Origin of the sequence: Alteromonas nitratireducens, assembly GCF_040812025.1 — a bacterium.
Classification (GTDB): Bacteria; Pseudomonadota; Gammaproteobacteria; order Enterobacterales; family Alteromonadaceae; genus Alteromonas; species Alteromonas nitratireducens.
Genome location: NZ_JBFNPK010000022.1, coordinates 1 through 25,991, shown reverse-complemented (window position 1 = coordinate 25,991; position 25,991 = coordinate 1). Strand labels below are relative to the sequence as shown.

General features: G+C 51.2%; 23 protein-coding genes. 10 read left to right on the top strand and 13 right to left on the bottom strand.

Annotated features, from left to right (window positions below; translation table 11 throughout):
- Positions 1–11: 11 nt before the first annotated feature.
- The 12 genes from AB1N33_RS15160 to AB1N33_RS15105 form a co-directional block, all read right to left on the bottom strand.
- Positions 12–737: a TVP38/TMEM64 family protein gene (locus AB1N33_RS15160; RefSeq protein ID WP_411272410.1), complete on the bottom strand. Its 726-nt coding sequence runs from the start codon at positions 735–737 to the stop codon at positions 12–14.
- A 14-nt stretch (positions 738–751) separates the two neighbouring features.
- Complete coding sequence (locus tag AB1N33_RS15155; protein ID WP_411272409.1) at positions 752–1,510, bottom strand: glycosyltransferase family 2 protein; 759 nt, start codon at positions 1,508–1,510, stop codon at positions 752–754.
- Positions 1,511–1,716: 206 nt separating this feature from the next.
- Positions 1,717–2,919 (bottom strand): DUF547 domain-containing protein, encoded by a 1,203-nt coding sequence (locus AB1N33_RS15150; RefSeq protein WP_411272408.1) that lies wholly within the window; start codon positions 2,917–2,919, stop codon positions 1,717–1,719.
- 105 nt (positions 2,920–3,024) lie between these two features.
- Complete coding sequence (locus tag AB1N33_RS15145) at positions 3,025–4,197, bottom strand: DUF547 domain-containing protein (protein ID WP_411272407.1); 1,173 nt, start codon at positions 4,195–4,197, stop codon at positions 3,025–3,027.
- Between the two features lie 154 nt (positions 4,198–4,351).
- Positions 4,352–5,530, bottom strand: coding sequence for a DUF547 domain-containing protein (locus AB1N33_RS15140; protein ID WP_411272406.1), 1,179 nt, complete (start codon positions 5,528–5,530; stop codon positions 4,352–4,354).
- A 128-nt stretch (positions 5,531–5,658) separates the two neighbouring features.
- Positions 5,659–6,822, bottom strand: a complete 1,164-nt coding sequence (locus AB1N33_RS15135; RefSeq protein WP_411272405.1) for a DUF547 domain-containing protein — start codon at positions 6,820–6,822, stop codon at positions 5,659–5,661.
- A 132-nt stretch (positions 6,823–6,954) separates the two neighbouring features.
- The gene (locus AB1N33_RS15130; protein WP_411272404.1) at positions 6,955–8,841 is read right to left on the bottom strand and encodes a diguanylate cyclase; all 1,887 of its coding nucleotides are present in this window, start codon (positions 8,839–8,841) and stop codon (positions 6,955–6,957) included.
- Positions 8,842–9,009: 168 nt separating this feature from the next.
- The gene (locus AB1N33_RS15125) at positions 9,010–10,995 is read right to left on the bottom strand and encodes a hybrid sensor histidine kinase/response regulator (protein ID WP_411272403.1); all 1,986 of its coding nucleotides are present in this window, start codon (positions 10,993–10,995) and stop codon (positions 9,010–9,012) included.
- 96 nt (positions 10,996–11,091) lie between these two features.
- Positions 11,092–11,463 carry a response regulator gene (locus AB1N33_RS15120; RefSeq protein WP_411272402.1) on the bottom strand — a complete coding sequence of 124 codons (372 nt, stop codon included), beginning with the start codon at positions 11,461–11,463 and terminating at the stop codon, positions 11,092–11,094.
- The gene (locus AB1N33_RS15115) at positions 11,463–13,328 is read right to left on the bottom strand and encodes a PAS domain-containing sensor histidine kinase (protein ID WP_411272401.1); all 1,866 of its coding nucleotides are present in this window, start codon (positions 13,326–13,328) and stop codon (positions 11,463–11,465) included. The genes AB1N33_RS15120 and AB1N33_RS15115 overlap by 1 nt, the downstream gene beginning before the upstream one ends.
- Positions 13,329–13,373: 45 nt before the next feature.
- Positions 13,374–14,552, bottom strand: coding sequence for an EAL domain-containing response regulator (locus AB1N33_RS15110; RefSeq protein ID WP_411272400.1), 1,179 nt, complete (start codon positions 14,550–14,552; stop codon positions 13,374–13,376).
- Positions 14,553–14,648: 96 nt separating this feature from the next.
- Positions 14,649–15,800, bottom strand: a complete 1,152-nt coding sequence (locus tag AB1N33_RS15105; protein WP_411272399.1) for a response regulator transcription factor — start codon at positions 15,798–15,800, stop codon at positions 14,649–14,651.
- Positions 15,801–16,062: 262 nt separating this feature from the next.
- Between AB1N33_RS15105 and AB1N33_RS15100 the strand changes: the two genes are divergently transcribed.
- From AB1N33_RS15100 to AB1N33_RS15070, 7 genes are read left to right on the top strand one after another with little or no spacing between them, the layout of a single operon-like run.
- Complete coding sequence (locus AB1N33_RS15100) at positions 16,063–16,428, top strand: response regulator (RefSeq protein WP_411272398.1); 366 nt, start codon at positions 16,063–16,065, stop codon at positions 16,426–16,428.
- Between the two features lie 8 nt (positions 16,429–16,436).
- Positions 16,437–18,302, top strand: coding sequence for a chemotaxis protein CheA (locus tag AB1N33_RS15095; protein ID WP_411272397.1), 1,866 nt, complete (start codon positions 16,437–16,439; stop codon positions 18,300–18,302).
- Positions 18,268–18,780, top strand: a complete 513-nt coding sequence (locus tag AB1N33_RS15090) for a chemotaxis protein CheW (protein WP_411272396.1) — start codon at positions 18,268–18,270, stop codon at positions 18,778–18,780. The genes AB1N33_RS15095 and AB1N33_RS15090 overlap by 35 nt, the downstream gene beginning before the upstream one ends.
- Positions 18,781–18,783: 3 nt before the next feature.
- Positions 18,784–20,949 (top strand): methyl-accepting chemotaxis protein, encoded by a 2,166-nt coding sequence (locus tag AB1N33_RS15085; RefSeq protein ID WP_411272395.1) that lies wholly within the window; start codon positions 18,784–18,786, stop codon positions 20,947–20,949.
- Between the two features lie 14 nt (positions 20,950–20,963).
- On the top strand, positions 20,964–21,791 hold the full coding sequence (locus AB1N33_RS15080) for a CheR family methyltransferase (protein ID WP_411272394.1): 828 nt from the start codon (positions 20,964–20,966) through the stop codon (positions 21,789–21,791).
- Positions 21,784–22,407: a chemoreceptor glutamine deamidase CheD gene (gene cheD / locus AB1N33_RS15075; protein WP_411272393.1), complete on the top strand. Its 624-nt coding sequence runs from the start codon at positions 21,784–21,786 to the stop codon at positions 22,405–22,407. The genes AB1N33_RS15080 and cheD overlap by 8 nt, the downstream gene beginning before the upstream one ends.
- Positions 22,404–23,447, top strand: coding sequence for a protein-glutamate methylesterase/protein-glutamine glutaminase (locus AB1N33_RS15070; protein WP_411272392.1), 1,044 nt, complete (start codon positions 22,404–22,406; stop codon positions 23,445–23,447). Before cheD ends, AB1N33_RS15070 begins: the two co-directional genes overlap by 4 nt.
- A gap of 20 nt (positions 23,448–23,467) precedes the next feature.
- Here AB1N33_RS15070 and AB1N33_RS15065 read toward each other — a convergent pair whose 3' ends face one another.
- The gene (locus AB1N33_RS15065; protein WP_411272391.1) at positions 23,468–24,142 is read right to left on the bottom strand and encodes a response regulator transcription factor; all 675 of its coding nucleotides are present in this window, start codon (positions 24,140–24,142) and stop codon (positions 23,468–23,470) included.
- Between the two features lie 204 nt (positions 24,143–24,346).
- Between AB1N33_RS15065 and AB1N33_RS15060 the strand changes: the two genes are divergently transcribed.
- From AB1N33_RS15060 to AB1N33_RS15050, 3 genes are all read left to right on the top strand, one after another.
- Complete coding sequence (locus AB1N33_RS15060; RefSeq protein ID WP_411272390.1) at positions 24,347–24,967, top strand: Crp/Fnr family transcriptional regulator; 621 nt, start codon at positions 24,347–24,349, stop codon at positions 24,965–24,967.
- Between the two features lie 28 nt (positions 24,968–24,995).
- Positions 24,996–25,406, top strand: a complete 411-nt coding sequence (locus AB1N33_RS15055) for a BLUF domain-containing protein (RefSeq protein WP_411272389.1) — start codon at positions 24,996–24,998, stop codon at positions 25,404–25,406.
- A 129-nt stretch (positions 25,407–25,535) separates the two neighbouring features.
- Complete coding sequence (locus tag AB1N33_RS15050; protein WP_411272388.1) at positions 25,536–25,787, top strand: HP1242/YdcH family protein; 252 nt, start codon at positions 25,536–25,538, stop codon at positions 25,785–25,787.
- Positions 25,788–25,991 lie beyond the last annotated feature (204 nt).

The window sequence follows — 25,991 nt, the reverse complement described above, 5'->3', positions numbered from 1 at the left end:
TCCGTCTTGAATTACAGAGTCTGACGCCCGGCCTGGTTTTCATCAATCGGTGCGGTGTCTTCCGGGAATGCGGCCCGGCGCTGCTTATAGAGATAAACCCCAAGTACCCCGGAAATGCCCATCAGCACAATACTCAGCACAATTTTCCAGTATGACTGCACCAGCACGCCTTTACCCAGCAACGAAAAAATCAGCATCTGCGGCATGTAACCGAGCATTGAGCCCATAAAAAACGGTAAAGCGCGGATATGCGTTGCACCGGCCAGCAGGTTGGTCACCAGATTGTTCCCAACCGGCAGCAGTCTGATGATAAGGGATTTGGTAAACGGATGATGGACCAGGAAACGATTAAGCGGCGCAACCCGCCGGAGAAACCAGCGCACCACGAGTGGCCGGGCATACAACCGCGACAGATAAAAGGTAGCAACACAGCTGAGTACCGCTGCCAGGGTGCCATACAGAAAGCCTTCAGCAACCCCGAAAGCATAGCCTGCCAGAAACGCAACCAGTTGCCTTGGCAGTCCCGCGCTGAGCAGCAATACCGCAACGCCGGTAAAGATCATGGCGCCCTGAAAACCACTGTCACGGGTATGTGCGTCCACCCAGGCCTGGTCAAACTCAGACATTGAGGGCAGCCATTGCAGCAATTCGCTGATGCCAATACTTAACAGCAGCAACACACTGAGACGAAACGCAATCCTGACCATCGCAACGCGCTTGTATTCACTGAATCGCATAGCGGTCCGGGATATCATTGCTGGCTGGCAGTAACCGGGACATCCTGCTTGTCTGTCTGCACAATGACCGGCAGCCTGGCGCGCCGGCTCAGCCACATCACACCCAGCATATCGACAATACCCACCCACAGGCGACTCCACATGGTGTACTTAGACACCCCGTGTTCGCGCGCCCGATGATTGACTTCCACCACGACAATTTCACCGCCACAACGACGGATCAGGGCGGGCAAAAAGCGGTGCATATGATCGAAGTAAGGCAGGCTCAGATAGGTCTGACGCGGGATCACCTTAAGGCCACACCCGGTATCCGGCGTATCGTCTTTTAACAAACGACGGCGAATACCATTTGCAATTTTTGACTGAAACCGTTTCCACGCGGTGTCCTTACGCTGTTTACGGTAGCCGGCAATGCAGAAGTGCGGGTTGCTCAGTTTGTCGGCAGCGGCCAGCATGGCAGGAATGTCTGCAGGATCATTCTGACCATCGGCATCCATGGTCACAATCAGCCTGCCTGTCGCCTGTTTTACTCCCGTCAGTATTGCTGTGCTCTGCCCCACCGATGCCTGATGCTGAACCGGCAGCAGTTGCGGGACGTCGCCATCAGCCAGCGCGCGTAACGCAGCATAAGTACCGTCGTCACTGCCATCATCCACATAGACAATTTCATAGGTACAGCTATTGCCCAACGCACTGACAATTTCCATCACCAGAGGTTTGACATTTTCTTCTTCATTTTTTGCAGGAATAACAACAGACAGGTCGACGCTCACAACTTCTCTCTTTAATTTTATTAATTTTTTAAATGTATATCCGGAAGCTTAAGATAACCTTAATGTAAAGCGGCTGTTAATAATAGTCGTAAAGGCGAATACAGTGCGTCAGGCTGCTTGCGAGTTGGAAAAGCGTGTTTTGACGTGTAATACAGACAAAAAAAGGCACTTCATTTAAGTGCCTTTTGGGTTTAGCGGAACAGTGTTTACTGGTCCTGCTTTTGTTTTTCTTTCTTTTTGGCTTCATCTTCAGACAGGTCAGTCACGCGGACTTTACCTGCTGCCACATCGTGCTGGTCACGAAGACCTTTAAGTACACTAATTTCATCCGGTGAGAAGCGAACATTCAGCTTGGCTTTCTGAATCAGGCCTTCAGCCACGAAGTTCTGTACGGCCCCATTGCCCATAGCGCCACCACCACCGGCATTAAGGCCACGCTGCTCAACACGTGCCGCATCAATCATCGCCGCATTGTTGGTCATCAGGCCTGCGCCAAAGTCACGTCCGCCGCCAACACCCGCCAGGTTGATGTCACGGATATCAAGATCAAGGTCGTCGGCATCTGTCGCGACAATATCCTGATAGACATCATCATTGAGGTAGTCCAGCACATGGTCTTTAAGCTTTTGCATGTCATTATCAAAGAACACCAGATTACGTTCATAGTAATCCGACAGACGACCGTCGTAGTACGTACCGCGGTTAGAGTTCACAAAATCTTTTGCAATACGCTCAAGCTGTCGCCAGACTTTCTCACCGGTGAAGGCTTCCGTTTGAATCGACGGGCCACCTATGACGCCCTGAAACAAGCCATAAATCACCACTGGATCGCTGTGGTATTTCTCTTTCAGTATTTTAAAGTGAATATCATTCAGGCTCAGTGGCACACCGCTAATGGTCACGACTTTGCGGTTTCTGAGACTGTCATCGTCATCACCGGTCAGACGCCGCATATCCAGGCCCGGATGTTCACTGGCCATTTCCTTCAGCAGCGTAAAGTTATACAGATTCAGCCAGTAAGCCAGTTGCTCATTACGGTTAAAGCTGGACAGTGGTACCTCATTGGGCAGGCTTTCCAGGCTCTGCTGCAGGTCATTCAGTACTTCGACATATTTCTCATTATCGAAGTTATCGAAATAAAAGCGGTTACCTTCAAGCGCGGTCAGGCGGTTAATTTTATTGCGCATACGCGTGCCGGTTGTACCGCTTTGCTTATCCGCTTTTTCACGGGTCGACGGACCCACATCGTACACGCTCATATCCAGAAACTGGTCGAGATCGGTGTAGGCAATACTCAGTTCAGACGCATTATCCGCCTGCATAAAAACGTCATATTCTGGTGAAGGCGCCGCCTGAACATTCAGGCCCAACGTGGCCACCAGCAGTGTAGTCGTTAGAAGTCGTTTCATTTTTAACAGTCCTTATTGTTAAGGTTTTTCTAGCATCTACGAAAAATGGTTAATTCGCAAGCAGTTACCAAAATCACCCTGTATATAATTGCAACATAATATGATTTATCTTTGCTCTTTTTCTTTGGTTGCTTCTTCTTTGCTAAGGTCAGTCACCTTGACCCGGCCGGCATTAATTTCGTGTTGCTGCCGGATGCCATTGAGCACTTCGAGTTCATCCGCACTGAAGCGCACATTCAGTCTGGACTTGCGTATTAAGCCTTCGGCCAGGAAGTTTTGCGTTGCGAATGTGACCGAGCCCGCGCGCTGCTCAACATTCGCGGAATCAATCAGTGCCGCATTGTTTTTCATAAGACCGGCGCCATACTCACGGCCTCCGCCAATGTCCGCCAGGTTAAGATCTTCTATATCCAGCTCAAGATCGTTCGCAGCGGTGGCCGCAATATCCTGATAGACATCGTCTTCAAGATAATCCAGAACATGGTCTTTGAGTTTCTGCTTATCGTTATCAAAAAAGGCCAGATTACGCTGATAGTAGGCCGATAATCGTCCATCGTAATAGGTGCCACGGTTTGAGTTGATAAAGTCACTGGCAAGGCGCTCAAGTTGCTTCCAGACAGTTTCCCCTTTGAAGGCTTCATCCTGCAGCGTAGGCCCGCCAATGACGCCCTGAAACAGCCCGTAGATGACCAGCGGATCACCATGGTATTTTTGCAGAAGAATATCAAAATGGATGTCATTCAGACTGAGTGGTACGCCCGCAACGGTCACGGCTTTGCGGTTCAGTAAACTGTCATCGTCATCATCAAGCAGCCGCCGCATATCAATATAGCCGCCTTCTTTAGCCAGCTCACTGAATAACGTAAAGTTGTACAGATTCAGCCAATAGGCCAGTTGCTCATTTCGGTTGAATCCTGACAGCGGCACTTCATCCGGCAACGCCGCCAGACTCTGGTGAATGGCGGTAAGAATGTCGGTATAGTCCGTACTCTGAAGAATATCGAAATAAAAACGGTTACCTTCCAGCGCAGTGAGCCGGTTTACCCGGTTTTTCAGTCGCGTTCCGGTGGTGCCGCTGGCGCGTGGCGCTTTTTCTCGCGTCGAGCGCCCCACCACGTAGACACTGGCGTTAAGAAACTCATCAAGATCATCATAGGCGATGGTCAGCTCTGAATTATTGTCTGCCGACATAAACGGTGCATAACGCGATGAGGTCTGCGCCTGCATACCGGCAGACCACAAGAGGCTGAACAGCAAAACGGCAAGAATGGATTTCATGACAACGCTCCCTGAAAATATGAAATGTAAGCATGGTCAAAGAAGACGGGGTTCGCAAGGTCAGGATGCGGGTCATCCTGACCGTGGTGTGGCTGTACGATTTGGGTCAGGGCGTGCTGTAATTATCGAAAGCCACGCCCCAAACCCGGCTGGCCTAAGGCTGGTTATCTGAGGATGACGCGTCTTCTTCCAGCTCCTGTAGCAACATATCGGTGATGGTTACCCGCCCCCGACTGACCGCATTTTTGTCTTTCATTTTCTGCAGCATTTCAATCTCGTGATCACTGAAACGAACATTGAACTTGGCTGACGATAATAGCGTGTCGCCAATGAAGCTCTGGGTCATCCCTACGCCCTGTTGTGAGGAGCGGCCAGCGTCAATCAGGGCAGCGCGGTTATTCGCGAGTCCCGCGCCAAACTGTCTTCCGCCGGCGATATCAGCCAGATTATGGTCATGTATGTCCAGTTTCAGGGCGTCTGCCGGCGTACTGGCGATGTCGTCCCGAATATCATCAGACAGGTAATCCAGCACATGCGCTTTCAAAACGGCCTTATCATTATTGAAAAAAGCCAGGTTGTCGGCATACCACGCAGAGAGCCGGCCACCATAGTAACTGCCACGGTTAGAGTGAATAAACTCAATGGCGCTCTGCTCTAACTGCCGCCAGACTTTATATCCGCGAAAGGCTTTTACCTGAATACTTGGCCCGCCAATGACGCCATGAAACAGTCCATAAAGAATCAGCGGATTGGCATCATATTTTTCTTTTAATATCCGAAATTTTATATCATTCAGGCTCAGTGGCACGCCGCTGACGGTCAGTAGCTTACGGTCCATCAGCGGGTCGTTTTCGTCCGCCAGCATTCGGCCTATATCAGGATAAGGTAACGCTTTTACCAGCGTGTTAATCATCGTGAAGTTGTAAAGGTTCAGCCAGTAGGCAAGCTGTTCATTCTTGTTAAACGAGGACAGTGGCGCGGCATCCGGCAGGGTTTCCAGGCTCTTTTGCAGGGTAGTCAACACCTCGGCGTACGCGTCATTCTCAAAGGCCTGGAAAAAAATCCGGTTACCTTCAAGCGCAGTCAGACGGTTTGCCCGCTCGCGCATGTACGTGCCGGTAATGCCATTGCTGGCACTCGCTTTCTCACGGGTAGAATGCCCCACGTTATACACGGCACTGTCGAGAAACGCGTCGAGATCGTCATAGGCAATGGTAAGTTCAGAGTTTTGATTGGCCTGCATAAACTGCCCGAGATCTCCGTCAGGCTTGTCCTGACTGGCCAACGCGAATAGCGGGATAGAGAGAGAAACAATAAATAATAACTTTTTCATGCTGGTTTCCTTACACGCTGAAAGGGTGTGGACACACCCTAACTATAGAACACGATAATCCGTTGTTGGTTCGCAGACACTGTGCCTAAACGCCGTCCTGGCGTCAAGGCACTGTATTGTTGCAGAATTTATTTTTTGGTCGGCTCCATCGCTTCCGTTTCCGACAAATCAACCACACTGACCGAGCCCTGGTTTGAAAGACGAATATTTTTCATTTTCTGCAGCCGCTCAATATCATCCAGATTAAGCTGACTGTTTTGCATCGCTTTTCTTAAGATGCCCTCGGCAATGTAATTCTGCACCGGCACCGCGACGCCAGGCTGCGACACGCGGGCGGCATCCATCAGCGCGGCACGGTTATTCATCAGTCCGGCGCCATACTGACGTCCCCGGCTTAAATCTGCCAGGTCAATATCGCGAATATCCATTGCCAGCAAACGCGCTGGCGTGCTGTTTATTTCAGCATAAAACGTTCCCGGCTTGAGATAGCGCAACATGTGTGCTTTCAGCTGTTCCTTGTCATCATTGTAAAACACCGCATTTCTCTGGTACCAGTGAGACACCCGGCCATCGTAATAAGTACCACGATTGGAATTAATAAAGTCGGACGCAGCCCGGGCCAGTTGCTGCCAGACCTGCGGGCCTTTAAAGGCAAATGGCTGCAGTGACGGCGCCCCAATCACTGCCTGATAAAGACCATACATCACCTCAGGTTTCCCGGCATACTGAACGCCAAGTATGCGATGGTGGATATCGTTAAGGCTCAATGTGACTCCCTGAACGGTGACCCGTGGCGCGCTAAAAAGCGCACTGTCTGCATCATAGAACTCCCGCGGGTCAATCACCGGGTACTGGTCAGCCAGGGCTGACAGCAACGTCAGGTTGTAGAGATTCAGCCAGTAGGCAAGCTGCTCATCCCGGCTGAATGAGGCCAGGATAAGTTCGTCGGCAACCGCAATCAGACTGCGCTGCAGCGAGGTCAGCAGCGCCACATACTCAGGGTTGGCAAAATTATCAAAGTAGAAGCGGTTTCCTTCCAGCGCCGTTACCCGGTTTATTCTGGGTTTCAGCAAGGTGCCGGTGACACCGACCGGACGCGGCGCTTTTTCCCGGCTTGAGGGACCAACCACATACACGCTGGCAGCCAGAAAGGCATCAACGTCATCGTACATGATCTGCAGCGTTGAGCCGGGCGTTGACTGCGTAAACTCAGTGGGCGTCGTCAGTGGTTCTGCCGCCGCGCTTGTGCAGCCAACAAGCCCCATCAGAAATGTATACAAAAGCCGTTTCACATTGTTCCCCTTACCTGATAATTCTGCATTGATAGTGACTGCCTTTTTAGCTACCTGCAACTTATCCTGCTGTTTATGAAGGAGATGTCATAATCAGCTTGTACCGAAGACGTTCCACGGTAACACGCTTGTCTACACAGCAATGTGATAACGATTCTTTCCTTCACGTTTTGACTGATATAACGCCTTATCGGCTTTTTCCATCAGCGCTTCAATATCACAGCGAATACCGGGCTGTGGAGCGTAATGCGCAATACCCAGGCTCACCGTGACGCTTAAGGCCTGTCCGCCTTTCGTCATAAACACATGGTCGGCCACCGTGCTGAGAAAACGCGTTGCAATCGCTTCTGACAGGGTTAGCGGGGTGCGTGGCAATACGACAACAAATTCATCGCCTCCGATGCGACACAGAATATCATTTGAACGCAGGGTTGCCGACGCAATCTGCGCGACCTCGCGGATCACGTCATCCCCCGCCTGATGTCCGTAATGGTCATTAATCTGTTTAAAATTATCAATATCAAACGTCATCAGACTCAACTCAGGCTGGGCCACCCCCGCCCGTCCGAGGACATTTTTAAAATAGTCGTAGCAATAACGCCGGTTGTACAGTCCGGTCAGCTCGTCGCGAATCGACAATGCCAGCGACTTTTGAGAACTGCGATACTGAATCACCGCAAATACCAGCAGGAAAACCGCCAGCAGGACAGTGCCGATCATCAGCAGATTTTGTTGTTGTGTCCGCAAGGCCTGCTCGGTAGCACGGGCGTCCTGGAGCTGTGCGTTTTGTTTAAGAAAAGCAATTTCCTTGTCTTTGCGCTCTGCCTCCATGGTGGTCTGCATGCGCGCGATGCGTTCTGAATTATTGCGCCGGATCAGGGTAACGTAGTCGCGGTAATACTGCTCGATCACCTGCAGCCCGCGTGCTGTTTCTCCACTGTTGAACAGTAAAAGGCCGTCAATATAACTCAGCTCAAGGTGCCACTGGGTACCCTGCAATCCGTCCATCGCATCAAGAATTGCCCTCGCATCATCCAGATTAGCGCGGGCATTTTCGAGCCCGCCATCCTGAATATGACATAAGGCGCGCTTTTTATAGAGCTCCGCATCATAGTCAGCCAGTCCGTCGAGCGACAGGGCAAAGGCGATGGCGGGCAGCGCCTTTTCACAGTCTCCCATTTCAGCCAGCGTCATTGCCCGCCCATAGTGCAGATAATAGTTTTCACTGTCCGGACCGGCGAACGCCAGCGCCCTCTCGTACTGGTCAAACAGGGTCAGCGCCTCCTGCCAGTTTTGCAGACGACGGTTTACGGTAGCCAGGCCGAGTAACGTACTGGCAATAAATGGCGGGTAATCAAGACGGTTAAAATAGGTCAGTGCGCTTTTGTAGTAATCCACTGAGCGTGAATAGTTACCTGAATAATTGTAGGTATCTGCCAGGCTTTCCTCGATGAGCCCGTTAACGAAGGGATCATTGAGTGAGACCAGTTCGCGGTAGGCCTCATGCAGCGTCAGGTTTGCGGTGTAATAGTCTCCCGCCAGGGCGTAGACATAACCCAGTTCACGAATAATCAGCGCATAATCCGCTTTTGAAGACGCCTGAGAAGCCGTTGCTGCCGCTCGGGAAAGAAAGGCTTCCGCATTGTTCAGTTGCCCCTGTTTGTGTGCCTGTACACCACTGAGATAGTCTGCCAGTGCACGTTGCGGTAGCGTGAAAGTGGACGCGCGGGCGGCCAGTGCCGCAATGGTATCTGCCATATCGGCATACCGCGCCAGTGCATTTTCTGCCTGCGCTTTGCGTATCAGATACCAATTGATGTAGACCGGCGTGTTGCTGGTATCCTCGGGGGAAAACTGAGTGAGCTGCTGGTAAGCCTGACCGGGATCAGAGAATAACACCGGCTCAAACTCGGCCAGTGTCTGTTCAGTTACTGCCTGCTGTGCCATTGCGCCTGTTAAGAACACACTCATGAGCAGGCAGAAACACAGTCTGGCATACCCTGCGACGTTGCGCGCCATTAAGCCCTTTTCCTTTCACTTCCGGTTGTTACCTGTCGATGACAGCCGACAACGTTCACGTTCCTACTGGATATAAAGCTATGCTGATGTAGCAAATTTAGCAAGCTGTCGCCGTGCAACAGGGGCAAACCATCCGGTTAATGGAAATCGTATTAAACAGGCCGCGGCTTACGCTTTCTGCACGGCAGACAGCGCCTGACTTAACTCTTTAATACTAAATGGCTTACTGACAATACCTTCACATCCCCATTGCTGACGATTTTCCTCCGTCGCCATATTGGTATAGCCTGTTGCCACAATCACCGGTGTCGATATGGCGTTTTCACGCAAGGTGTGAAGGAGCGTGAGCCCATTCATTTCGGGCATGGCATAGTCTGTGATCATTACCTGATAACGGTCAGGATTTTCCTTCATGTGTGCGAGCGCTTCCTTCGCGCTCTGAAAGCTGGTCACATCACAGCCGATATGCTCAAGTAACGACTCACCCAATTCACAAATGGCCGCTTCATCATCCACCAGTACGACCTGCATGTGTTCAAAATAATCCGGCGCGTCGTCTTTGTGTTCTTTCACCCTGACGCCGTCCGGCACAATTGGAAAAAAGAGGATAAATTCGGTGCCACGCCCGGGGGAACTGAGTACTTCAATATGCCCTTTGTGCTGTTTGATAAGACTATCCACAATAGACAGCCCGAGGCCCGATCCCCGCTCTTCACCTTTCAGTTTGGTGGTATAAAAAGGTTCAAAAATCCGGTTTCGGGTTTCTCTGTCCATGCCAACCCCGGTATCCCTGATACTCAGGCAGACGTAATCGTCTTTTTTCCCACCTTTGTCGGCTAACCGCCGCTTATCACACATGCCAACAGACACCGTAAGCGTTCCCCCGTCTGGCATTGCCTGAATCGCATTGGTGCATAAATTCAGGATCACGCGATAAATTTCAGACGGATTGGCCCCAATAGCAGGCAGGCCGTCTTCAAAGTTCTCCTCGATGGAAATGTTACTGTGTGCCGTACTTTGAACGAGGGTAACCACCTCGTCTGCCAGCTTATCGAGATAGACGGGCTCGATATTTTCAACCGACTCACGGCTCATCAGCAAAATTTGTTTGATCAGGGCTTTCGCCCGGTTGGCTGAATCTTCCAGGTTAGATACATAACCACTGAGCGACGGATCGCCGGCAAGTTTTAATTTTAATAGCTGTGCATAGCCCAGAATCGGGGTCAGCAGGTTGTTAAAGTCATGGGCAATACCGCCTGCGAGGGTGCCCAGCGCCTGCATTTTTTGTTGCTGTAGCGCGGTTTCCTCGAGCCTGACGCGTTCAGTAATGTCCATGTGCGAGCCAAGCAAACGCACTGGCTCACCGGTCTCATCCTGAACCAGGGAAGCATGTGCTAAAATCCAGCGGTAGGTACCATCCTTGTGTCGCATTCGAAATTCTGCTTCATAATTATCAAAATCACCGGCCAGCGTTTTACGTACTTTGACGAGAGTGTCTTCAAGGTCATCGGGGTGCACCCGCTTTTCCCACTCACTGAATTCGTTGTCTATTTCGTGTGTCTGGTAACCCAGCTGACTTTTCCACTCCGGTGAAAAGTAGGTCTTATTGGTCACCAAATCCCATTCCCACAGCCCGATATTACCGGCAGCGATGGCTTCCTGTAGTTGCAGGACGGTTTCCCTGAGCTGCTTTTCGGTTCGCCGGATATCCGAAATATCAATGCCGGTACTAATGAAATAACCGTCACAGGGAATGCTGGTCATCGACAGCGTCTGATCGGTGGCCTCGAAGTAACTCTCCCAGGTATGGGGCTTTTGTTCCGCATAAATTTTTTCGACAATCGGCATGAACAGTTTGGTGGTGCCCTTTCCAAAAATAGCGTCTGTTTCCTTGCCGATAATATGCTCGCGTTCACGCTGCCAGGATGCCAGTGCCACTTCGTTAGCATCAATCAGCCGCCAGGTTTTAATGCGATCACCATCATAAACCAGTTCCCACACATGCACTTCATGCTGCATGTTATGAAACAAAACCTGATAATATTCTGACTGTTCACGGTATACCGCCGCCTGAGCGACCTGGCTTTCCAGCTTTTCAATGCGCGCCTGCAGGGCGTCAGTTGAGACTGCATGATTGCTTGAACGTGTCGTCATAAATTCAGGTTTACCTTTATTCGGCGAAGCGTCATTCACTGCCCCACCGTAGCGCATCTGACCAACAAACCACCATAATAACGGGGTGGCAGGTAATCATAATTTTCTCGCGTTACAGTCCTGCCTGACCCGGAACAGAAAATCATCAAAATCAATCGGCTTTTCCAGTATATGATTTTCATCAATGCCTTGCGGCCTGACATCAATAAACCCGGTCACGATGTAGCACACAATCTGCGGATAATGTGTCGTCACCCAGGAATAAATATCTCCCCCCGACAAGTTGCCGGGCATTTTGAAGTCAGTGAGCACAACATCAATTCTTTCGTGGTTGGCTTTCACGAAATCAAGTCCTTGCTCTGCACTATTAAAGTCATATACCACCGCGCCCTTTTCTTCCATAAATGCTTTGAGCACATCGGTAATCAATGCCTCATCATCAATCAGGACTGCTGTTATATCTTTCATTATTTTTCTTCTTTTTCGCAGGGCAGCCACAACGAAAAGGTGGCGCCATCCCCGGGGTGACTGTCGACCTGAAGGCCAACGCCTTCATGCAGACAATATTCATACAACACACTTAAGCCCAGCCCACCGCCTGCGCGTTTGTCACGGGTAGTGTAGAAGGGTTCGAAAATGCGTTTTAAGTCTGATTCGGCAATCCCCTCACCATTGTCGGCAACGGTAATCAGGGCATAATGCGAACTGGGTCTGGGTTCTACTATGACTACACCGCGCTGGGTATCAACCTGGCTGCAGCACGCCGAATTGACAGTTATCGTCCCGTGCTCAGCAATGGCATCGGTGGCATTCGCCACCAGACTGGTTATCGCGTCCATCAGCACCACTTTGTCAGTTATTACAGTACACTGTGCGCTTCGCCAGCAGTTGAGCGTGACAGACTCCGGCAACGTCGTTTTTAATGTACGTAACTGATGGCTAAGTAATTCATCTACCACAACACGCTCATGCCGGTGGTGGCGCTCGCGCACCAGCGTGACAAGCTTGCGGGTGAGCGTTGACGCCCGGTCAGTTGCGGTTTCAATGTTTTTAATGCATTTCTCGGCTTTTTCACTGTGCGATTGCAGCCGCAGCAACTGTGTATTCCCCGACACGATGGCCATGATGTTGTTGATGTCATGACAGACTTTGCCTGCAATCTGGCCAATCGCCTGCATTTTCATCCTGCGGGCCATCGTTTCCTGCTGCAGCTTTTGTTCGGTAATATCATGCTGAATAGCGATAAAATGGGTAAGTATGCCATTCCGCTTCACCGGCGAGATCAACAGATGGTTCCAGTAAGCCTTGCCGTTTTTGCGATAATTGAGGATCTCAACATCCACTTCTGCCTCACGATTCAGCGCCTCCCGAATCTGACTGGCTGTGTCAGGGTTGGTATCCTCTCCCTGCAAAACCTGCCCAAGGCGTTTGCCCCGGACTTCATCCAGTGTGTAGCCAGTAATATCCTCAAAGGTCCGGTTGACCCACATCACCCGCTTTTCACTGTCACAAATGGTGACGCCGGTAATTGACACCTCAGCGACTTTTGACAGTAAATTCACCTGCTCAGACAAATCCTCATAATCTGTCACATCCTGACAAATACCGTATATGCGCGGTGACCCTGTCGCAGGTTCTTCGTCGACTTCAGCACGGCAACGCACTACCCGTACCTCGCCACTGGGTCTTACCAGTCGCAACTGAAACTGCCAGGAACGGTTTTCCCGAATTCCGGCTTCAACCATTTTTTTTACTTCATCACGGTCTTCCGGATGGTAGAAGTTAATGGCGGTCTCAAGCGTAGGGGTGTACTCCTCTTCACTTAACCCGTGGATCGCGTAGATCTCTTTAGACCAGAATAAATCCAGCGTGTTCAGGTCAATCGACCAGTAACCAAACTTGGCGATCTGCGCCGCTTTACCAAACAGCTCTATTTCTTCTGCACTTTTTTCAACAAGATGGCCAACGGTTTTGAAAGGGACTATGACCAGTGAAACATGCCCTGCGCCGGAATTTTCAACCGGTGTTGCCGTACACTGTAGGGCAGTGAGCCCACCGTCCTCACGCTGACACTCAAAACTGAAGCGTGCGGTGTCGCCGTTTTTTATTACTGTTTTTAACAGGTGTGTCACGCGCTCGCGGTCAGGTTCGGCCACCAGCTTATCGATGGGCATGCCCACCAGTTGTCTGGCTGCCCAGCCGGTCTGCGAAAGCCACGACGTGTTTGCTGCTGTAATGGTCAGGCGGTCATCCAGGCTCAGCACAAGCAACGACGAAGTGCCAGCGACCCTGCTGTTGTTATTGTCTGAATACATTGAGGATGCGGTGGTCATGATGAACATTCTCGCAATGCATTGAAGGGGGCGATGTTTTCCATTTCAGGCCTCCTTCTGACTGGTAGCGCCGATGAATCTCTCCAAATTGTCTGATGTCATCGGCCTGGCAAAATAGAACCCCTGCATGCACTCGCATCCTAACGATTGCAACAGACGGACCTGTTCTTCGGTTTCAATGCCTTCGGCCACCACCAGCATATTGAGGTCGTTTGCCAGGGCAATCGTGTGTTTAACAATCGCCAACGCACCGGAACGTTCAGTCATATTCACCACAAAGGAGCGGTCAATTTTCAGTTCGCTGAAGGGTAACTGGTCAAGCTCATGTACGGTGGAAAAACCGGTACCAAAGTCATCCAGTGAAATATGCAGACCATTCAGCCTTAACTTGGCCAGCATGGACTTCAGTTCTTTTGTCATTCCGACTGCGGATAACTCGGTAATTTCAAAACAGATCTGGCTCGGCTGAACGTAGTGACCGGAAACGTGCGCCAGCAGGCCTGACATAAACGACCGGTGCAGCGACGTAGGGTCGACATTAAACGACACCCTGCAATGGGCGGGATAACCAATTGAGGCCAGTTGAGCTAAGCAGGTATCAATGATTTTCGTGGTGAACTCGTCCATCAGCCCCAGTTCAACCAGACGGGGGATAAATACGGCCGGACACAAATCACCAAACAACGGATGAGACAGTCTTGCCAGGCACTCCACGCCCACCAGGGTATTATCAAACGAATTCACCTGGGGCTGGAATACGGGATAAAACCAGTCCCGTTTAATGGCAATCGAGAGATCACCGCTAGTCAGGGAAATCGACTCCTGACCACTGTCTGATGAGGACGTGGCTGCGGCCAAAGGTTGCTGGGTGTTGAGCACATCGATAAATTGGTCAAAGGTAAACGGCTTGAGCAGTTTTCCGCCATAAACCAGCCCCAGTTCATGAAGTACATCCACCGCACTGTTTATGATGCTTTCAGCCACCCCCGAGCACAGTACCACTGGCACGTTGATGCCGGCATGACTGAACGCATCCAGCACGTCCAGGCCATCGTGCCCCGGCATATTCAGGTCTAGAAGGACAAACGAGGCGCTCTGACAGGCCGACAGTGCATTCTGGTCGAATTCGGTAAAGTAGGTTGCAGAAAACCCTGCAGCACGGGCGAAATCGCACAGTGTCTCACCTACGTCCGGTGCATCTTCAATAATCACAATGTCAGACATTGCCTACCCCGCGATCGCTAACCGACATGCTGCCTCAGGCACACTGACGGTTTCAGACTGTCTCCCGGGCTCACCGGTAATGACCGTCTTCATACACTAAAACAACTCGATGTCAGAATCGGTCACGTCCGGCTGTGCTTTTTCCTCATTAGTATGTGATTCCGACAGGATCATCTCATCCACACAATCTGATATTAAACGCTGAAGTTCTCCCAGATTACTGCTTTTCTCTTTACTGCGTATTTCTTTTTCAATCAGATTGATGAAAAACTGTTCCTGTTCTTCGGTCATATCCAGTTCATGGAAACTCAACCCGATTTTCACTGCAATTTGATCAATCAGCTCTCTGCGTTCTGACTCCATGCTGTTAATACCCGATGACAACATGTCGAGCGCTGAGCGTAACTTGTCCCGCGTGGCCAGCAAAGACTGGTGCTCCAGCAAAGACATAAACCGGGCCTCGACCGCCAGGATAAGTTTTGCGGCTACATCAAGGATGGCATCAAACGACAGCGTGCCTTCCAGCGGCATGTTCTTGAAAAGAATGGACACATGCCGGTCATTAAAAATGGTGCGCCGCCCGAAGTGATAGATACGCCCGTGCTCTCTCAATACATCAAACACCTGTAGCTCAATGTCGGAACAGGTGATGGAGTCGACGTCATAGCTGAACGTCTCGGTGTCAGAGCGTAGTTGTATTGCAATTTTTAAGTCTTGTCCCAGGAAGTTTTGCCCGACGGCCTGCATGATATCCTGCGGCGAGTGACAGTCGTTCATTTTAGCGACCAGCTCCAGCGCCCGGCCATAGGATGCGGCCTGCTTCATTGCTGTCTGGGCCAGCGTGCCAATTTCCTTGTCTTTTTGCTGCAGTGCCCGGATGTTGCGCACATCATTGGCAAACCGAACAACCCGCTCGTGAAACGTCACCAGGTTGAAAGGCTTTCCAATATAGTCACTGACCCCCAGTTCGTAAGCCTGCTTGACCAGAGAATCGGAGGTATCGCCACTTATCGCAATAACCGAAGGACGATGCTGAGGATCCATGCCCGTGATCGCCTGGCAGATTTCCAGTCCGGACCGTCCCGGCAGATGCATATCCAGTATGATCAGCGACGGCTTTGCTGCCAGCGCGTCCATGACTTCGTCTCCGCTAGCGGCAAAGGCCAGGGAAAAGTCATCCTCGAATAACTCTTCGAGTATTTCCCGGATCTGGCTTTCATCATCAGCAATGAGCAGTGTTTGTTTCAAAATCGTGCTCCGTCGGTAGCCTGAATTGACAACATGTTTTTTAGATTCTGTGAATATAGTGCAAATGCCATGCAACTCGCGGCCAAAACCTGAGATTCTTGACATATGTCAACATTTACTCAAATCCACCTACGCAACCTTTTGACGCCACTATACTTTGCTACACATTCACGGTGATTTCACTGGCATGCCGCAGCCCTTTAAGTGGTGTGTGATGCCATAACTGTTAACCGCCAGGGTCAGGCGTTATAAGGAGAACCGAGTGAGCAAACGAATTTTAATTGTTGATGATTCACCGTCGATTCGGCAAATGGTGGAGGTCACGTTAAAAAGTGCGAACTACAACATTACTGTCGCAGTGGACGGTCAGAATGCGCTCGATATCTGTCAGGATCAGACCTTTGATTTTGTGCTGACCGACGTCAACATGCCAAACATGGATGGTGTTACCCTGGTAAAGTCACTGCGCGCAATGGCGGCTTTCGCGTCAACCCCCATTATTGTGCTGACAACAGAAGCAGGCAGCGACATTAAGGCACAGGGCAAAGAGGCAGGCGCAACCGGCTGGATGGTCAAACCCTTCGACCCGACCAAGCTATTAGAGCTGGTCGCTAAGGTACTGGGATAACAGCCGGCATGACGATTGATACTGAACAGTTCCATCAGGTCTTTTTTGACGAGAGCGAAGAGCACCTGGAGACCATGGAGCGATTATTGATGGAGATCGATCCGGCCTCGCCGGATCCTGAAGCGCTCAACAGTATCTTCCGCGCCGCCCACTCGATAAAAGGTGGCAGCGGCATTTTTGGCTTTGACGGCTTAGGCGGACTGACCCATGTTATGGAAAACCTGCTGGACAAAGCGCGCAAGGGTCAGCAAGACCTGTCCGCCGATATCATTAATCATCTGCTTCATACCACCGACTTACTGAAGACTATCCTCGACGATTATCGTAGCGGCAATGCCATCGACCAGCCCGCCATTGACCAGGCTATTCGGGTTCTGGAGGAGACCATTGATAATGGGGCGTCGAAAGAGACAAAAGATGAACACGCCGCCTTTGGCTTTTTTGAACAGCCCGGTCAACAAGACGACAATGATGACGCGTTTGGCTTTTTTGATGACACCGATAATAGTAAAGGCAACGACGCCAGTACTGCCATGGATGAGGCTGGCTTTGGCTTCTTTGATGACACCGCGCCATCTGAACCCAGTCGGACTCCGCCAGCGCCGCCCCCCGCAGCGTCACCATCACCTGCCAGTCAGGCCAAAAAAGCGCCGCTTACTGAGTCAAAGTCGATTCGCGTCGACACCAGCAAAGTGGATTTACTGGTCAATCTGATTGGCGAACTGGTGATCACCCAGTCGATGCTGAATGTGGTGGGTAAAAGTGACGGCCCCGTTGTCCAGGACAAACTGGAACAGGGGCTGGCCGAACTGGAGCGTAATACCCGCGAACTGCAGGAGGCGGTGATGTCAATGCGCATGCTGCCGATTTCATTTGTCTTCAATCGCTTCCCGCGCCTGGTCAGGGACCTTGCCGACAAACTCGGTAAACAGGTTGACCTGCACATTGAGGGGGGCAGCACAGAAATTGATAAAGGACTGATTGAAAAGCTGGTCGACCCGCTGACTCACCTCGTCAGAAACAGCATTGATCATGGTATCGAACGTCCTGATGTGCGCACCGCACGCGGCAAAACGAAGAGCGGCAATATCACCCTGGCCGCCGCGCAGCGGGGTGGCAATATTGTGATCAGTATTCGTGATGATGGGGCGGGACTCAATAAACAGAAAATCCTTGCTAAGGCGCAGCAGAATAACCTGCCGTTACCGGATCCCGGCAATCACCAGGCGATCTGGGAGTTGATTTTTGCACCCGGCTTTTCGACCGCAGAGACGGTGACAGATGTGTCAGGCCGGGGTGTTGGCATGGATGTGGTTAAACGCAATATCGAAAGTATGGGCGGCAGGATCAGCATTGCCTCGTCTGAGGGGCACGGTTCGTGTTTTGACATAAGCGTACCGCTAACCCTGGCGATTGTTGACGGCATGTGCGTGGCATCCGGCGAGCAGGTGTTCGTGGTGCCGCTGGTTGCCATTATAGAATCTATTCAGCCCGCTGCATCACAGCTTCGAACTATTGCCAAAGACAACCTGCTGTGGGTGCGCGACAGATACTGGCCCATCCTGAATCTGTCCAGGCGCATGGAGATTGACGGTGCCATACAAAATCCCACTGACGCCATTATTATTCTGATTGAAAGCAGTAAGAAACGCTTCGGCCTGATGGTTGACCGTTTGCTGGGACAGCAGCAGGTGGTCATAAAAAGTCTGGAGCAGCATTACCGCCGGGTGCCGGGCGCCGCAGGCGCCACCATCATGGGCGACGGACACGTTGCCATTATCCTTGACGTGGAATCACTGGCGGAAGACGTCAATACCGAGGTAGCGGAGAGACAAACGCATGAGCAAACATCAAGACAACACAGCGCAGGCTGAGCAGCACGCTCAGACCGAGCGTGAGTTTCTGAGCTTCGTACTCGGTGATGAGCAGTACGCGCTGGATATTATGGCAGTGAAAGAAATCCGGGGTTACGAGCCTGTCACCAAAATAGCCAATGCGCCGCCATTTATAAAAGGGGTGCTGAATCTGCGGGGAGACATTGTCCCCATTGTCGACCTGCGCATTAAGTTTAACGTAGGCGAGGCTACCTACAACGACTTTACCATTGTGATCATGCTGAATGTGTGTGACCGCATCGTCGGCATTGTGGTTGATGCTGTGTCCGATGTGATCAAGCTGACAGCCGATGACATTAAACCCCCACCCGAATTTGGCGTCGCCTTTGATACTCAGTTTTTACACGGTCTGGCAGAAGTAAACGAGGCCATGATTATTATCGTCAACATTGAGAGTCTGATAAGCAGCGAGTCGCTGGCGTTATTCGACAAGAGCAATAATGATGGTCAGGAGTGAACTATGAACGTTTTAAACTTATTTAAAAGCCCCACCCAGTCGTCAGTGAATACCGACCGGCAGGTCCATACCCTCGAGATGAGTTCAACCTGCTTTATGATTGCTGATGTCGACCGCACCATTGTCTATGCCAATAAGGCGGTACTGGCGCTGCTGAAAAACAGTGAGGATGAACTGCGTAAGGTATTGCCACAGTTTTCGGCAGACAACCTGATTGGCCAGAACATTGATATCTTCCACAAAAATCCGGCCCACCAGCGCGGTATTCTGGCCAATTTGCGCGATGTGATGGAGTCGTCCATTTCTATCGGCTCACTGAACTTCAAACTGACCCTGATGCCGCTGTTTGACGATGCCGGCAAAAGTATCGGAACCGCCGTGGAATGGCTTGATCAGAGTGAACTGATTCTGAAAGCCGGCATGCTGGATGCCCTGGATCGTTCCCAGGCGGTGATTGAGTTTACCCCGGACGGTCATATCGTTACCGCGAATGAAAACTTCCTCTCAACCATGGGCTATAGCCTGGAAGAGATTGTGGGCAAACACCATCGCCTGTTTGTGGACACCAAAGAACATCAGAGTACTGATTACCTGAATCTATGGAAACAACTTCAGGCAGGTCAGTTCCAGACCGGTGAGTTTAAGCGCATCACCAAGGATGGACGAGAAGTGTGGATCCAGGCGTCGTATAACCCCATTCTCGACAGCAAGGGTAATGTCAAAGGCGTGGTCAAATACGCCACCGAAGTGACCGAACAAAAAATGCGTAACGCCGACTATGCCGGACAGATTGAAGCTATCGGCAAGTCGCAGGCGGTCATCGAATTTAACATGGATGGCACCATTATCCATGCCAACGAAAATTTCCTGCAGACCATGGGCTACACGCTGGCCGAGGTGAAAGGCAAGCACCACAGTATTTTTGTCGATCCGGAATACCGCAGCAGTCATGAGTATCAGGAGTTCTGGAATCAGCTGAACGCGGGTATTTACTCAAACAACGAGTTCAAACGAATTGGCAAAGGCGGCAAAGAAGTGTGGATCCAGGCTACCTACAATCCCATTCTGGATCTTAACGGCAAGCCGTTTAAAGTGGTCAAATACGCCACCGATATCACCGGTCGCAAAGCTGCCATCAACGAAATTAAACGCGTACTGCTTGCCCTTTCGCAGGGTGATCTGACCACGAATGTGGCGATGGAGTTTGAGGGTGAGTTCAAACAAATCAGTGACGCCTTGTCTTCATTTATCGTCGACCTTTGTCGAATGATATCAGAGATCCGTAGCGCCTCTGACTTGATTAACACCGCCGCCACCGAGATAGCTCAGGGCAATGCCGACCTGTCGAGCCGCACCGAAGAACAAGCGTCCAGCCTCGAAGAAACCGCCTCAAGTATGGAAGAACTGAATGGCACCGTGAAACTTAACTCCGAGAACGCCAATCAGGCAAACAGTCTGGCGTCCCAGGCCTCGACGGTTGCTATAAATGGTGGCAGCCTGATTAACAAAGTGGTCGATACCATGGGCTCGATAAATGAATCAGCACAGAAAATCTCTGACATCATTGGTGTCATCGACGGCATTGCCTTCCAGACCAACATTCTGGCACTCAATGCAGCCGTTGAGGCCGCCCGGGCAGGCGAACAGGGGCGCGGATTTGCGGTGGTTGCTTCTGAGGTTCGTTCTCTTGCGCAGCGCTCCGCTGATGCGGCAAAAGACATCAAGTCACTGATTTCAGACTCGGTGAACAAAATTGAGAATGGCAATGAACTGGTAACCCAGTCAGGCAAAACAATGGAAGAAGTGGTCACAGCGATTAAACGGGTCAATGACATTATGGCCGAGATTGCCGCTGCCTCGTCTGAGCAGGCATCGGGCATTGATGAAGTCAGCAAAGCCGTGTCGCAGATGGATGAAGTGACCCAGCAGAACGCCGCACTGGTGGAAGAAGCCGCGGCAGCGGCAGAAAGTCTGCAGGCACAGGCCGAAAGCATGTCGCGTCAGATCTCGGCGTTTAAGCTGGATGAAAGCAGTGTGACTCACTCGCCGGTCATGGCGACTGCCAGCAAGCCGGTCAAGCAACTGGCGTCTAAACCCAAAGCGACCACTGACAAAGCGCGCCAGATCAAACCGGCGACACCGGAAGAGGATGAGTGGGAGTCGTTCTGAGACGGAGTCACTGAATGAACGATGAGGTCCGTGAGTTTCATTTTTGCCGGGATGACTTCGAGCAGGTTCGTTCTGTGCTGTACAACGCAGCCGGAATTAAGCTGGCCGACACCAAGGACTCTATGGTCTACAGTCGGCTTGCCCGCCGCCTGCGGGCTCTGAAGATACCCAGCTTTGCCGAGTATCTGCGTTTTTTAAAAACGAACAGTGACGAGCTTGAGCATTTTATCAATGGCCTGACGACCAACCTGACCGCGTTTTTCAGGGAAAACCATCACTTTGATGCCCTGCAAAACCACCTGACCCATGCGACAGGACGTCAGCGGATCTGGTGTGCGGCCAGCAGTACCGGCGAAGAGCCCTACTCTATCGCCATGTGTGCGGCCGAGGCCTATGGCACGCTGACGCCGCCGGTTGACATACTGGCTACCGATATCGACAGCAACGTACTGGCTACGGCCAGTGTCGGCATTTATCCGGCGCAGCGGGTCAACGATATGCGTAATGACAGACTGAAGCGTTTTTTTCATAAGGGTAAAGGCAGCAGCGCAGGAAAAGTCCGCGTGGTACCCGAGCTGCAACAGCTGATTACCTTTACACGCCTTAACCTGACTGACGCACACTGGCCGCAGATAAAAGGCCCTTTTGACGTTATTTTTTGTCGTAATGTGATGATTTATTTTGATAAAGAAACACAACTGAGGGTGCTTAGAAGGCTGGTGGGGCTGCTGAATGACGGCGGTCTGTATTTCGCAGGTCACTCAGAAAGTTTTCTTAATGCCGCCGACCTTATCCGGCCGGTAGGGAAAACCGTCTACCGCAAGGTTGGCAGACATGATTGACGAACGTCCTCACAGCGCACTGTATGCCAACCGGTACTTTGACAACCACTTCCAGTTACATGCCGTTAAGCTGCTGCCTGGTGAATATTATGCCACCAGTGATGACACTATGATTGTTACCGTGCTGGGCTCCTGCGTCTCGGTATGCCTGCATGATGCAATAGCCGGGATCCGGGGCATGAATCACTTTTTGCTCCCCTCTGATAACACAAGTCGGGAGTCGCTATTGTCCGAGTCAGCCCGCTACGGCGGCTATGCCATGGAAATTCTGATTAACCAGATGCTCAAACTCGGTGCCAGTCGTCAACAGCTGACCGCCAAGGTGTTTGGTGGTGGCAACGTAATGAAAGGCTTCACGCTAAACAATGTCGGTGAGCGAAATGTGGACTTCACGTTTGAGTACCTCGAGCGTGAGCAGATCCCTTTGCTGGCCAGTGATGTACTTAGCGATTATCCCAGAAAAGTCTACTTTATGCCCGGCGAGGGCCGGGTCAACATCAAGAAAATCAGGTCTCTTCATAACACCACTATCCTTGACCGGGAGAGCGAATACCGGCTTCGCATTAAACAAAGCAAGCTTGATAAAGACGTCGATTTATTTGGGGAGGAGCTATGATAAAGGTACTCATCGTGGATGACTCGGCGCTGATCCGCAGCCTGCTAAAAGAGATGATAGCGGCACAAAGCGATATGACAGTAGTAGGCGCCGCGCCCGATGCCTATGCCGCCCGTGACATGGTAAACAAGTTTGCCCCCGATGTAATCACCCTGGATATTGAAATGCCGCGCATGGATGGCATTACGTTTTTATCCAAGCTGATGAAGGCCAGGCCTACCCCGGTACTGATGATATCGACCCTGACCGCGCAGGGGGCCGAAGCGACCCTGCGATCACTCGAGCTGGGCGCAGTGGACTACATTGAAAAGCCCAAACTGGGCGTTAAAGAAGCCATGGAGGAATACCGCCAGGAAATTATTGACAAGATACGCATGGCGGCAACGTCCAAAGTAACCCGTAAAGCTCCTGCGCCCGGCAGCATTACACCGCAGAGCATTATTGGGGGTACCGAAAAAATTATCGCCGTTGGCGCATCCACAGGCGGCACCGAAGCCATTAAAACCTTTTTGCTGTCATTACCGGCCAATGCCCCTGCAGTGGTAATAACCCAGCACATGCCGCCCGGCTTTACCAAAACCTTTGCGAACCGCCTCAATGCCCTGTGTAAGGTGACCGTGGCGGAATCTCAGGGTGGAGAGCGTCTGCTGCCGGGTTTTGTCTACATCGCGCCGGGAGATATTCACATGGGGATAGAAAAAAGCGGTGCCGACTACCGTACCGTGCTTATCGACAGTGAGCGGGTCAGTGGTCACAAACCCTCAGTGGATGTGCTGTTTCGCAGTGTAAGTAAGAGCGCGGGTAAAAACGCCATCGGCATCATTATGACCGGGATGGGCAAAGACGGCGCGGCCGGACTGTACGACATGAAGCTCAGCGGCGGTTATACCATTGCACAGGATGAGGCCTCGTGTGTGGTCTATGGGATGCCCGGGGAAGCGGTGAAGCTGGGTGCCGCCAGTGTGGTCTGTGACATTAACGATATTGCGAAAACGGTGTTTGACTATATCAAGGTGACCGGCAGCGGTTCCCGCCTGTAAACCCATGCTGTACGGCGGGTTCAGTCGCTACTGACTGACAGCACCATTTTTACCAGTTCGGTAACATTTCTGGCAGCCATTTTCTCGAGCACGTGGGCGCGGTGTACTTCCACCGTGCGCAGGCTGATATTCAGCGTGGTGGATATTTTCTTATTTGGCAGTCCGTCGAGCATCAGTGTCATGACATCTTTTTCGCGTGGCGACAGCGTCGACAGCGCCTCACGGACCTTTTGCTCTGACTGGCGTTTTTGTAACACCTCCGCATTGTGCGTCAGGGCTCGCTGGACGGTATCAATCAGGGTCTGATCGCGAAAGGGTTTTTCAACGAAATCGAATGCGCCTTCATGCATCGCATCGACCGCCATTCTGACATCGGCAAATCCGGTCATAAATATCACCGGCAACACAGACTCGTACTGATTGAGAATACGCTGACATTCCATGCCGCTTATCCCCGGCATGCGGATATCACACACCACGCAGCCTGCCATGGTACTGAACGCGTCTTTCGGATAGGCGTTAAGGAAAGCGTCCGCGTTGACGTAGTCTTTATGCACAATGCCGACGCTGTCGAGGATCATGCCAACGGTGTCCAGCATCAGGGCATCGTCGTCTATCAGATGCACGAGGGCGACATCAGCAGAGGTGGAAAGAGGTTGTTTTTTGTCGTTAACACCAGCGGCATTATGCATCATGCCCGATGACTACCTTGCGGTTTCTACGTAGTAATAGTGATACAACACACAATAACTTTATGCAAAGTATTGTTCTATTTTAAATCAGGTGATGTTCAGTTTCTTTTGCAATCCCATGGTTTAACGCTGAAAAGGACAACGTATATGTGTGCTGCCGATGTGATAGACATATGTAAACACTGCCCTTTTGCAAAGGGCTGCAAAATGCATGAAGGTATTTTTAAGCAGCTTAAAAAATCCATTTCATGTCCGGAAAAAGGTGACTACCTGTTCAAAGCGGGCGACACCTTCGACGGGTTTTATGTGCTGTGTCAGGGCAGTGCCAAGGCTGTGTGCACACAATCCGGCGATAACGACAAAATTGTCGGTTTTTATCATCCCAACAATATCATTGGCCTGTGTGGTTTTGGTAATGCCACCTATCAGGAAAGTGTTCAAATCCTGTCATACAGCCGGGTGTTTAAAATCAGCAAAGACGACTTTAATGACGCACTGCACGCTATGCCTGAAATGGCTGGCGAGATGATTCGTCTGTTGAGCGACAACCTGGTCAGACGCCAGCACAATAGTGCCTTTAATATGATGCAGGATGCCGAGGTCAGACTGATGAGCTTTCTTAATGAGCTATACGCCTGCTCGCGTCCCCGCAGTAACCAGTTGGAACTGCCCATGACCCGGGTCGACATTGCCAATTATCTGGGTATTGCCGTAGAAACCCTGTGCCGCCTGATCAAAGGGCTGACGAAAAAAGGCCTGATTGAAGCCCACAACCGGCACATTGTGTTCCGGCATTTTGACAACAGCACATCGTCAAACGCGGCATGACAGTGCCGATAGTGATGGGGGACGCCACATGTTTTTAGTCAGACTGCTTTACGCCAGTGAAGTCAGTAGCACATTTCAGCCTGCGGATATCGACCACATCCTGCAGGCGGCCAGAAAAAATAACGCCGAGCAGGGCCTCACCGGCATGCTCTGCTTCAACAGTCGGTACTTCCTGCAGTGTCTGGAGGGGTCTCGCACTGCCGTGAACCACATTTTTACGGCAATCATGGCCGACGAGCGACACGCGCGTGTGGTCCTGCTGGATTATTCAGAGCTGTCTGAACGCGCATTCAGCGCCTGGTCAATGGGCTATATACCCGAAGCCTCCATGACAGCGGCAATACGCCGGAAGTACGCAGGCAGTGACGAATTCAATCCATATCAGATGAGCGGCGAGAGCGCCTACCGGATGCTGAAAGAACTGGCAGCCATTGTCTGATAACACCACCAGTGTGTCAGAGGTTGAAGACATAATGAGGAAACGACGAACCACTGATGTAGATCAACGTTTAGCGTGTGAGAAAGTTCTAGTCTGATAACAGAACCACAAGAGACCAACGAGGGACTTATGCCGTTAAGCAAACATGATTTTTTGAGCGAGTTTTCTGATCACCATCACACTATCCGGCATCTTAAGCTGAACGATGCCCACTTTGCGAAACTGTTCGAAAAATACAATGACATCGACCAGAACATTTTTCGCATTGAGTCAGGCGCAGAGGCTTGCTCTGATGATGTCCTTGAGCAGAAAAAGCGCGAACGGGTTCATCTTAAAGACACCCTGTTCGACCTGGTAAAACAGGAAGAAGCCGCGCAGTAACGTTTTTCGTGTGACGCGTTCACACGCTGCATGCACTCTCCCGTGCACCCAAAAAGCCCACAGGACGTGGGCTTTCTTTTATCACTTGACCCGTCCTAAATAAAGTTGACACTTTCCAGCTTCTTTTTGGAGAGTGTAATGAATACAAGTACTAAACGAACTCAGCGGGATTATTCACTGGCCTTTAAACTGGCGGTTGTCGAC